Origin of the sequence: Nonomuraea sp. KM88 (genome assembly GCF_052245635.1) — a bacterium.
In the GTDB taxonomy this organism is placed as follows: domain Bacteria; phylum Actinomycetota; class Actinomycetes; order Streptosporangiales; family Streptosporangiaceae; genus Nonomuraea.
Genome location: NZ_JBQQCC010000015.1, coordinates 70,613 through 81,537 on the forward strand (window position 1 = coordinate 70,613; position 10,925 = coordinate 81,537).

The 10,925-nt window shown below is 72.6% G+C and carries 8 protein-coding genes; 4 read left to right on the forward strand and 4 right to left on the reverse strand.

Annotated elements, in window-relative coordinates; genetic code table 11:
• Positions 1 to 86: 86 nt before the first annotated feature.
• From ACTWPV_RS35670 to ACTWPV_RS35685, 4 genes are read right to left on the reverse strand one after another with little or no spacing between them, the layout of a single operon-like run.
• Positions 87 to 2,174, reverse strand: coding sequence for an iron ABC transporter permease (locus ACTWPV_RS35670; RefSeq protein ID WP_443155152.1), 2,088 nt, complete (start codon positions 2,172 to 2,174; stop codon positions 87 to 89).
• Positions 2,171 to 3,157, reverse strand: coding sequence for an ABC transporter substrate-binding protein (locus tag ACTWPV_RS35675; RefSeq protein WP_443155153.1), 987 nt, complete (start codon positions 3,155 to 3,157; stop codon positions 2,171 to 2,173). Before ACTWPV_RS35675 ends, ACTWPV_RS35670 begins: the two co-directional genes overlap by 4 nt.
• 11 nt (positions 3,158 to 3,168) lie before the next feature.
• Positions 3,169 to 3,987 (reverse strand): ABC transporter ATP-binding protein, encoded by an 819-nt coding sequence (locus ACTWPV_RS35680; RefSeq protein WP_443155154.1) that lies wholly within the window; start codon positions 3,985 to 3,987, stop codon positions 3,169 to 3,171.
• Positions 3,988 to 4,040: 53 nt separating this feature from the next.
• The gene (locus ACTWPV_RS35685) at positions 4,041 to 4,832 is read right to left on the reverse strand and encodes a hypothetical protein (RefSeq protein ID WP_443155155.1); all 792 of its coding nucleotides are present in this window, start codon (positions 4,830 to 4,832) and stop codon (positions 4,041 to 4,043) included.
• 261 nt (positions 4,833 to 5,093) lie between these two features.
• Here ACTWPV_RS35685 and ACTWPV_RS35690 point away from each other — a divergent pair, with 261 nt between their 5' ends.
• The 4 genes from ACTWPV_RS35690 to ACTWPV_RS35705 all read left to right on the forward strand — a co-directional run bounded on the left by ACTWPV_RS35690 (position 5,094) and on the right by ACTWPV_RS35705 (position 10,836).
• Positions 5,094 to 8,789, forward strand: coding sequence for a S8 family serine peptidase (locus ACTWPV_RS35690; RefSeq protein WP_443155156.1), 3,696 nt, complete (start codon positions 5,094 to 5,096; stop codon positions 8,787 to 8,789).
• Between the two features lie 153 nt (positions 8,790 to 8,942).
• The gene (locus ACTWPV_RS35695) at positions 8,943 to 9,320 is read left to right on the forward strand and encodes a hypothetical protein (protein ID WP_443155157.1); all 378 of its coding nucleotides are present in this window, start codon (positions 8,943 to 8,945) and stop codon (positions 9,318 to 9,320) included.
• 38 nt (positions 9,321 to 9,358) lie between these two features.
• Positions 9,359 to 9,610 (forward strand): hypothetical protein, encoded by a 252-nt coding sequence (locus ACTWPV_RS35700; protein ID WP_347647117.1) that lies wholly within the window; start codon positions 9,359 to 9,361, stop codon positions 9,608 to 9,610.
• A gap of 50 nt (positions 9,611 to 9,660) precedes the next feature.
• Positions 9,661 to 10,836: a serine hydrolase domain-containing protein gene (locus ACTWPV_RS35705; RefSeq protein WP_443155158.1), complete on the forward strand. Its 1,176-nt coding sequence runs from the start codon at positions 9,661 to 9,663 to the stop codon at positions 10,834 to 10,836.
• Positions 10,837 to 10,925: the final 89 nt, after the last annotated feature.

Sequence of the window (10,925 nt, forward strand, 5' to 3'; positions counted from 1 at the left end):
ACTCCTTGGTAACGGGTTACTGTGATGCCGCGCCGAAGATACGCACGCACCGCGATGAGCGTCAAGCCTCGGTGTGTAACCGGTTACTACGACCCGTCCGCGTGAGCGCGGGCGCGCCACAGGAGATAGACGAAGTACGGCGTGCCGATCAGCGCCGTGACGAGCCCCGCCGGCACCTGCGCGGGGGCGATGACCGTACGCCCCAGCGTGTCGGCGAGACTCACCAGCAGCGCGCCGAGCAGCGCCGCCACCGGCAGGACCCTGGCGTGGTGGGCGCCCACCATGGCCCGGGCGGCGTGCGGGGCCACCAGGCCGACGAAGGCGACCACGCCGACCGCCGACACCGCCGTGGCGGTGAGCAGCACGGCGCCCGCGAGCGCGGCCAGCCGTACGGGCTCCAGAGGGACGCCCAGGATGCGCGGGCTGTCCTCGTCCAGGGAGAGCAGGTCCAGGTCCCGGCGCAGCCAGGCCAGCAGCGGCACGGCCAGCAGCAGCGCCAGCGCGACCGGGATCAGCTGCGCGGGCACGCGGCCGTACGTGGAGCCGGACAGCCAGGTCAGGGCCAGGGCGGTGTTCCACGGGTCGGCCTTGACGATGATCAGCACGGTGAGGCTCGTACAGGCGTACTGCACGGCGATCCCGATGAGGACCAGCCGGTCGGAGCTCAGGCCGCCGCGCCACGCCAGCCCGTAGACCAGGCCGAAGGCGATCAGCGCGCCCAGGCCCGCCGCGCCGGTCATGGCCCAGATCCCGGCCACCGGAGCCAAGGTCAGCAGCGAGATCGCGCCGACGCCCGCCCCTGCCGTGACGCCCAGCACGCCCGGCTCGGCGAGGGGGTTGCGGCACACAGCCTGTACGGCGGTGCCCGCCACGGCCAGCGCCGCCCCGGCCAGCACGGCGGCCAGGACCCGCGGGTAACGCTGGTCGAGCACGAACGTCAGGGCCCGGCCCGTACGGCCCTGCAACCAGTTGAGCACGTCACCGGTCAGCAGCCACCGGTCACCGGCCAGCAGGCCCAGGACCAGCGCCCCGGCCAGCAACGCCGCGAACGTGCCGGTCACGGCCAGGAAGGCCGCGCGCGACCGGGTGGCGCCGATGCGCGCGGCCGGAGGGCGGCGCGTCGGCCCGGCGTCCCGGTAGCGGCGTGCCAGCCACACCATCGCGCCCGCTCCGAGCAGCGTGGTCACGACGCCCGGCGGCACCTCCACGCCGGCCTGCGCTCCCAGCACGGCACGGAGGGCGATGTCGGAGCCCAGCACGATGAGCACGCCGGCCAGCCCCGACAGGGGGAGCATCGACCTGTTCCTGTGCAGCCCGGGGATCGACCGGGGCAGCAGCCGGACGATCACCGGGGCACAGAGGCCGACGAACCCGATCGGCCCCGCCACGGTCACGGCGGCGGCCGCCAGCACGATGGCCAGCAGCGTCAGCCACAACCGCAGGCGCCGCACGTTAACGCCGAGCACCGAGGCGGTGTCGTCGCCGAGCCCGAGGATGTCCAGCCGCGGCCCGGCCAGGATCGCCGCCGTCATCGCCACCGCGATCACGGGGGCGAACTGCGTGACGGCGCGCAGGTCGCCCTGCACGAGAGAGCCGCTGCCCCAGGCGTACAACCCGGTCGTCTCCTCCTCGAAGAGGATCATCACCAGGTTGGTGAGCGAGCTCAACGCCAGCGCCGTGGCGGTGCCGGCCAGGATCAGCCGGGTCGTGCCGCTGCGCCCGCCCGCCGACATGGCCATCACCAGGGCCGCCGCGGCCAGGCCGCCGACCAGGGCGAGCCCGCCGGACACCGGCAGGGGCAGCGTCAGGCCGAACGCGGCGGCCGTGGCGATGGCGAGGTGGGCGCCGGAGCTGACGGCCAGCGTGTCCGGCGAGGCCATCGGGTTGCGGGCGACCGACTGCAGCAGCGAGCCGGCCACGCCCAGCGCGCAGCCGACGGTGACGCCGGCCAGCAGGCGGGGCAGCCGCGAGGCCAGCAGGACGCGGGCGGCCTCCTCGCTGCCGCCGAAGGGCAGCGCCAGGAGGTCCAGCGCGCCCACCGACGAGGTGCCCTGCGTCACGTGCACGGCGGCCACCAGGACGGTGGCGGCCACGGCGAGCAGGAAGACCCCGGCGGTCCCCAGCCGCCGCAGTGGCGTGGCGGGAGGCGCCGGAGCCAGGACCGGGACGCTCAACCCGCGTACGCCTTCACCAGCGCCTCGGCGTACTGCCGGCACGACAGGGGCCCGCCGAAGGTCCAGATGCCGTCGGGCAGCTTGGTGACCTGCCCCTTGGCCACGAACGGCAGCGACTTCCAGATGGCGTTGCTCTCCAGGCCGTCGGTGAACACGTCCACGCCGTCGGAGGCGTTGTAGAAGAAGCGGATGTCCGGGTCCTTCAGCGCGGACAGGCCCTCGACGTCGGTGGCGCCGAGCCCCCACACCTCGTCGACCTTGCCGGTCCAGGCGTTCTTCAGCCCGAGGCGGATGGCGACCTGGGAGACGAGCGAGCCCTCGCCGAACGGGCGGATCGAGATCGTGCTGCCCTGCTTCCACCCGTCGGCCATGACGAACGGCTTGCCCGCGGCGCCGGCGGCGGCGATCTTCTCCTTGGCGGCGGTCATCGCGGCGTCGAAGTCGGCCATGAGCTTGCCGGCCTCGTCCGTCCTGCCGACCGCGGTCGCGATCCTGTCGAGGTCGTCGCGCATCCGCTTGAGGTTGTCCTTGGCGTCGCTGCCCTCGAACGCCAGCACCGGCACGAATTTCTCCAGCTGGCTCACCAGCGCCGAGTCGCGTCCGGACTCCATGACGACCAGGTCGGGCTGGAGCGCGCTGATGGAGTCGACGCTGGGCTCCTGCCGGCTGCCGACGTCCTTGACCGAGGCGTCGAGCTTGATGGAGGTGTTCCAGGTGGCGTAGCCCTTCACGTCGGCCACGCCCACGGGCATGACGCCGAGGGAGGCCAGCATCTCGGTCTCTCCCCATTCCAGGCTGACCACCCTGGTCGCCGGGCGGTCGAGGGTGACCTGCTTGCCGCGGTCGTCGGTGACGGTCACGGCGGCGGCGGTCGATCCGCCGGGAGAGGGGGTTTGCTCGGTGACGGGCGCCTCGGTGGTGCCGCAGGCGGCGAGGGTCACGATCGCGGCGAGCGCCGTCAAAGCGCTGCGCAGTGAGGTCATGGTCGTTCCTGTCATGTCGTGGCGGGGACGTTCCTGGTGTGCCGGCCGATCGGCCGGGTGCTCACCGTCCCCGTCCTGGGGTCGTGGCTGACCTCGATGCGGATGCCGTACGTGTCGCTGAGCTGGTCCTCGGTGAGGACCTGAGCGGGCGGGCCGTCGGCGATGACCCGGCCCTCCCGCAGCAGCACGACGTGGTCGGCGATCTCGGCGGCCTGGTTGAGATCGTGCAGCACGACGCCGATCGCCACGCCGTGCTCGTCGGCCAGGTCGCGGACGAGCTCCAGCAGCTCCACCTGGTAGCGCAGGTCGAGGAACGTGGTGGGCTCGTCGAGCAGCAGCACGCCGGTGTCCTGCGCCAGGCAGGTGGCCAGCCATACGCGCTGCAGCTCGCCGCCGGACAGCTCGTCGACCGGGCGTTCGGCCATCGCCGTCACCCCGGTCAGCTCCATGGCCCGGCGTACGGCCTCGGAGCCGCCGGGGTCGCCGGCCCTCCAGCGCCCCCTGTAGGGGTGGCGGCCGTACCCGACGACGTCGCGGACCTGCACGCCACCGGGGGTGGGCCGGCTCTGGGCCAGGAGCGTCACCCGCCGCGCGAAGTCGCGGGCCGACAGGGCGAGCGCGGAGGCGCCGTCGCCCAGCGTCACGGTGCCGCGGTCGGGACGGTGCAGGCGGGCCAGGGCGCGCAGCAGCGTGGACTTGCCACTGCCGTTCGGGCCCACCAGCGCGGTGACGTGGCCGGGCCGCAGCACGATGCGGCCGTCCTCGACCACGGTGGCTCCGTGGTAGCTGAGGCACAGCTCCGCCCCGCGCAGAGAGATCTCCTCGGTCATGAGGATAGGTTAGGCTAACCTTGCCAAATAATCACCATGCCGCACGTACGGATTTATGGGCCGTTCGGCGAACGCCGGGCGGGCCTGCGCAACCACAGGCCGCCCGTGGCGGCGAAGACGACCAGCAATCCCGTGGCCACCAGCACCCGCCCGTCCGGCCCAGCCATGCCGCCGCCCCCGGTCGCCACGCCCCCCGTCGGGAGCTCGGTCACCGTCCTGGTCGTGGTGGAGGCCGGGCTGGTGGTCGTGTCCTCAGGGGTGGAGACGTCGGGGTCGGGCGTCTCCGACCCGGCGGTCTCGTCGGGGCTGGGGCTGGTGGGCTCCCCGGTGACGGTGAGCGGATATTCGCGTAGCGACTCCTCGTCGTCGACCTCGCACTCGATCACGCGCTCCTGCGGGGTGGGGCCGAAGTTGACGGCGGCGGCGTGCACCGTGCCGGTGCCCGGGAAATTCGCGGTGGTCTTCATCTCGACGGTCGTCGCGGGCAGCGTGATCGGCTGCCCCGGCGTGACCGTGCCGAGCTGGCCGACTCCCGTGGCGGAGGTCAGCCTGTCGATCCCGCTGATGCCGGCGTAGGCGTACATCTTGAGCTGGCCGTCCGTGACCGTCGTGGGGGCGAGCAGTCTCGCGGAGCCGACGTAGGAGCCGCGCCAGCCGATCGTCATCTGCGTGCCCACCGTGGCGTCCGTGGGCACGGTCAGCTCGATGTCGAGGCTGATCTGCTGTTGCATGCCCGTCGCGACGGTTTCGCACGTGTACGCCACTGTGTCGGCGTGCGCCGCCGAGGGCAGGGCGGTGTACGCGAGGGCCAGGGCCACGGCCGGGACGGCCAGTCGAACGCGCAAGGCGGCTCCTTGAGGCAGATGGTGCGCAAGAGGAGACGGGGCGCGAGGGCATTCGGTTGACAGATGTGTCCGCATCGGGACAACGCATGCGTTTCCTGGCCCGACCGATCTGTGGCTAGTTCATGACATGTCTGAATTTCGCCATGGCTGAAAGTCCTATGACCAGCGCAGTTGTGCCATCTTAGACCAGATGAAATGACGCACATGTGGAGGAAAGAGATGTGGCCTGGTCGATGGGCCCCAGTCCGGCGATGGGCCGCGGTGGCGGCCGCGCTGGCGGTGAGCATGACACCGGTGCCGGGAGCGCGGGCAGACTCCGTACCGGAGCTCTTACCGGCCGCCAACCCGCGAAGTTACGACGTCACGCTGATCACCGGTGACAGGGTGCACATCACCGTCGGCGAGGACGGCCGGCAGCGGGCGAAGGTCACCCCGCGAGACCCGGCACGCACCGGCTTCCGCATGGTGGACCACGGCGGCGAGCTGTCCGTGGTGCCCGCCGACGTGGCGGACCTGGTGCCGGAGCGGCTCGACCCAGAACTGTTCAACGTGACCTCGCTGGCCGCCCAGGGCTACACCGACCAGCAGACCGACTCCATCCCGCTGATCGTGCGGCAGGACGCGGGCGCCGCGCCCCTGGCCGGGCTCGCGGCCGTCACCCGGCTGGAGAGCATCGGCGCGACCGGGGTCAGGCTCGCGAAGAAGGACGCGGCCACGTTCTCGACCGGCCTGGTCACCGGCTCCGGACCGGCCGCGGGCGTGAACAAGATCTGGCTGGACCGCAAGATCACCGCACGGCCGGTCACGAGCGCGTCCACCGCCGGGGCCGCGGTGACGGCGGCGGCCGGCGGCGACGGCGCCGGCACCACCGTCGCCGTCCTCGACAGCGGAATAGACGCCGGCCACCCCGACCTGGCGGGCAAGGTCGCGGGCACGCGCGACTTCACCTACGACGGCGACGGGGTCGACCGGTACGGCAGCGGCACGGCCATGGCGGGTGTCATCGCGGGCAGCGGCGCGTCGTCCGGAGGCACGTACACGGGCGTCGCTCCCGGGGCGCGGCTGCTCAACGGCAAGATCATCGATGGCGCCGGCAGCGGACTCGCCTCCTGGGCGATCGAGGGCCTGGAGTGGGCGTCGGGGGAGGCGGGCGCCGAGGTCGTGACGATGGCGGTGAGCGTCCCCGGCAAGGGCGGCCCGCTCACCGACGCCGTGAACGAGCTGACCGCCAGGAACGGCACGCTCTTCGTCATGAGCACGGGCGACCGGGGCTGCGAGGCCTGCGTCGAAAGTCCGGCGGACGCCCAGGCCGCGCTCACGGTCGGCGCCGTGGACGGCAAGGGCGGGCTCGCGGAGTTCTCCGGCTACGGGCCGGTGGGCCTGCACCGCGCGGTCAAGCCCGAGCTGAGCGCGCCCGGGGTCGGCGTGGTCTCGACCCGCGCCGGCGACCTCCGGCCCGCCGAGCCCGTCGGCGACCACTACGCGCGCTTCTCCGGCACCGCCCTCGCCGCGTCGTACGCCGCGGGCGCCGCCGCGCTGCTGCGCCAGGCCAGGCCCGGCATCACCGCTCCCGAGGTCAGGTCCGCGCTCGTGGGCGGCTCGGAAGCGCTGCCCGGCGTGCCCGTGGACAAGGGCGGAGCGGGCCGGCTCGACGTGGCAGGGGCGCTCGCGCGCACGGTGCTGGCCGGCGACGCGGCGCTCGACTTCGGGCTCACGACGGCCGGCACCGGCGACCCGGTGACGCGTACGATCTCCTACCGCAACGTCGGTGCGGAACCGGTCACGGTCGCCCTCGACGCCGGTGCCCCGTTCACGCTCTCCACGACCGAGCTCACCCTGCCCGCGGGCGGCAAGGGCCAGGTGGACGTCACCCTCGACCCCGCCGGGGCACCGGCGGGCTGGGCCCGCGCGGAACTCGTCGCGACGCCCGCCGGCGGCGCCGCGCTGCGGACGCTGCTGACCGGCAACGTCGAGGTCCAGCGGGTCGAGCTCCGGGTGTCCGCCGTGGCGCGGGACGGCCGTCCCAGCCGCATCCTGCCCAGCGTGGTCGACCTGGGCAACGGCGACCTCTTCGGCCACGAGCTGCCGAGCGACCCCGACAGGCGGTGCGAGACGGACGCCGGGGACTGCTGGCTCGTCCCGCCGGGCACGTACTCGATCGCCGGCATCGTCAGCACCCTGCGGCCGGGAGCCACCAGCGAGGGCCGCGGAGACATCGTCAACCAGAGCTTCGCCGGGTATCCGGAGATGGAGGTCACCCGCGACACCGACGTCGTGCTCGACGCGCGCAAGGCGGTCGCGGTGAAGATCGACACGCCTGACCATCACACCGCGCGGAACCGCGGCGCTGCCACCAAGCTCGTCTACACCAGGCAGCCGGTGAAGGGACCCAGGTATACCGAGAGCCTCCTCGTGGACGGCCGCCTTGAGGAGAGCTATTACCTGCAGCCCACCGCCAAGGTGACCAAGGGCGAGTTCGCGGTGGCCACGCGGTGGCGGCTGGAGGCGCCCGCGCTCACCATGTGGACGTCCGGCGTCGACCTCGACCCCGTATACGTCGACCCGGTCCACTTCAGCAACCGGTCCACGCAGTATCCGCGGTTCGACGGAACCGCGGTGCTGGCCGTCGCCGACGCCGGTGACGGCAGCGCGGCGGCGCTCAAGGGCCGTGACCTGCGCGGCCGGCTGGCGCTCATCCGCCGCACGCCCGGCACGCCCGTCTCGGCCCTCGCCAACGCCGCTGGGGCGGCCGGCGCCCGCATGGTGGCGATCTACGGTGACACGCACCTGGGCTGGGACGAGAGCCCGCTCACCGTGCCGACGGTGACGCTCGCGGAGGCGGAGGGCACCCGGCTGGCCGAGCGGGCGAGCCGCCGGACGACCCACGTCGTCGCCAAGGGCATCGTGGCCAGCCCCTACGTCTACGACCTGTACCTGAGCGAGGAGGGCCAGGTCAGGAAGCAACCGTCGTACGTGGTCGGGAAACGCTCCCTGGCCCGCGTGGACACGGCCTTCCACAGCGAGCTGACCGACGACGTCGCCCTCTCCGAGGTCAAGTACGGCTGGATGCCGTGGGAGACCTTCTCGTGGGACTCGGTCAGGCCGGTGGCCAGGGCGCCGCGCGTGCGGACCGACTACCTGAGCCCAGCCCCCAACGTGCAATGGCACAGCGGGACCGACATGCCGGAACGGTCGTACAACTCGATCCTCCCCGAGGAGCCGCAGGGCGTGATGACCGTCAGGGACACCGTGCGCGGTTACCAGGCGGGCAAGCGGATCGAGCGCACGTGGCTGAAGCAGCCGGTGGCGCCCGGGTTCCCGGCGGACTCGCCCACGCAGCGGCAGGGCGACACGCTCACCGTCGACATGCACGCCTTCGTCGACGCCGAGGGGAACACCGGGGCCCAGCAGACCGACCCGTTCCCGCACGGCTACCTGTCGGACTGGCGCATCTACAAGGGCGACGAGCTGCTCGGCAGGACGGCGACCGGCGGCTCCGGACGGATCCTGCTGCCGCCGGAGCGGGCCGGCTACCGCGTGGAGTACACCGTGGAGAACCGCTCGACCTGGGCGCGCCTGTCCACCAGGACGAGGACGGTGTGGACGTTCGACTCGGAGCGCGCCGAGGGCGATACCGTCGTGCTGCCGCTGCTGGCCGTCGCGTACGACGTGCCCGTTGACCTGCGCAACCGCACCGCCTCCACCAGGCTCGGCCTGACCGTCGCCCACCAGGAGGGCGCGGAGGGCAGCGCGATCGAGAAGGTGACCCTCGAGACGTCGTCCGACGACGGCAGGACCTGGCGCCCCGCCCGCCGGCTGCGCGACAAGGGCGACGGCACGTACGAGGCCACCATCGAACGGCCCCGGCCGGGTGCGGTGTCGTTGCGCGTCACGGCCTCCGACGCCGCCGGCTCCACGGTGACGCAGGAGGTGATCCGGGCGTACGGAACCCGCTGACCCGAAAAACATCGTCTCTGGCGTTGACGACGATTCCTGCTCCAGGGTACCGTCTGTCTCTGTCAGAGACGATGTTCTGCCCGCCCGGGTGCCACTTCCCGGCGTGGTAGTAATGAGATCCCCGCAGGAGGCAGGAAAGACAGAGCTGGCACCATGACCGAGCACTACCTGGGTGTTCTCGGCGTCGCCGAGGCGCTGGGAGTGACCCGGCACGCGGTGCACAAATGGCGCTCCCGCCATCCGGCCGGCTCCGACCGCCCGTTCCCCGAGCCCGACGTCGAGATCGACGGGGCTCCCGGCTGGCGTCCCGACCGGGTGGAGGAGATCGTCCGATGGCGCGACGGCCTGCCGGGCCGGGGTGTGGGCGGAGGCCGTCCGTCCGCCGCCCGCCAGGACTACCTCAGGGCGGCCCTGGCGCGCGGTCTCGACCGCGACGAGGCTCTGCGCGCGCTCGCCGCGTTCGTCGCGGAGTTCCCCGAGATGACCGAGCCGGAGGTCTGCGCCTGGCTCATGGAGAAGTGGCGCGGCTAGCTTGCCGGATCCACCGGCGACCCCAAGGAGACCCCTCGATGGCCCACCTTCCCCGGCCCGGCCGCACCCCCCTCACCGCGGAGGAGAAGTCCCGGGCGGAGGCCAGCTTCGTCACCCTCGTCGCCGAGCACCTCACCGCCGCCGGCCGGTTCAGGGTGAGCGCCGACACCCCCGAGCTGACCGAGATGTTCCAGAACGTCGCCCGCAGGGTGGGCGAGCTGCTCGGACGGCCCGTGGTCAGCTACGCCAACGGCAGGTACATCGTGATCACCTTCGGCCCTCAGGAGTAAGCGCCGCCGGCGAGCAGCACCCCATCCACACCGACGGAAGGCGATGACGCATGCCCGACATCAGCGGGGAGACCGCACCGGGATTCGAAGCAGTACGTACGGCCTTCGCCCGCAACCTGGCCGAGCACGAGGAGATCGGCGCCGCGGTCGCCGTCTACCTGCACGGCAGGAAGGTCGTCGACCTGTGGGGCGGCCTGGCCGACCCCGATGAGGGCCGTCGCTGGGAGCGCGACACCCTGCAGGTCGTCTACTCCACCACCAAGGCGATCACCGCCGCCTGCGCGCTCCTGCTGGCGCAGCGGGGCGAGCTGGACCTCGACGCGCCCGTCGCACGATACTGGCCGGAGTTCGCGGCGCAGGGCAAGGACCGCATCCCGGTGCGCTGGCTGCTCACCCACCAGGCTGGCCTGCCCGCCATCGACCAGCCGATCACTCCGGCAGAGGCGATCGCCTGGGAGCCCATGGTGGAGGCGCTGGCCGTCCAGCGGCCCTTCTGGGAGCCGGGCACGGACCACGGCTATCACGGGCTCACGTACGGATGGCTCGTCGGAGAGGTCGTCCGCCGGGTGAGCGGCCGCAGCATCGGCGCCTTCCTCGCGGAGGAGATCGCCGGCCCGCTCGACCTGGACCTGTGGATCGGGCTGCCGGAGAGCGAACTGCACCGGGTCAGCCGGATCGTCACGTCCATGCCCGGCATGGCGGACCTGGCCGGGATAGACCTGGACGCCCTGCCCGAACCCGCCCGCGAGATGATGCGGGCCTACACCGACCCGGCGTCGCTGACCGTACGCTCGATGTCCGTGGTCTCGCCCCCGCTCGACCACAACGACCCCCGCGAGCAGCAGGCCGAGATGCCCTCGACCAACGGCATCTGTACGGCCCGCGCGCTGGCCCGCTTCTACGCCGCCCTCATCGGCGAGGTCGACGGCCACCGCGTCCTCACCCCCGCCACCCTGGCGGCGGCGACCGCCGAACAGACCGCCGGCCCCGACCGCGTCCTGCGCATGCCGGTCAGGATAGGCACCGGCTTCGGCCTGCCGACCCCGGACATGTTCTTCTACACCCCCACGACCTTCGGGTTCGCCGGGCTCGGCGGTTCGCTCGGCTTCGCCGACCCGCAGAGCGGGCTCGCGTTCGGCTACGTGATGAACCACGTCAAGGAGGACGGCGAGAACCGGCGAGCCGCCACCCTGGTGGAGGCGGTCAGGAGCGCCATGACCGCCTAGCGGGGAGGCGCGGCGTGGGAAACGGCTTTGCCGCCGATCTCCGAACGTATGACAATGGCCGCTCGGAGCGCGGCGACCATCGGAGATGC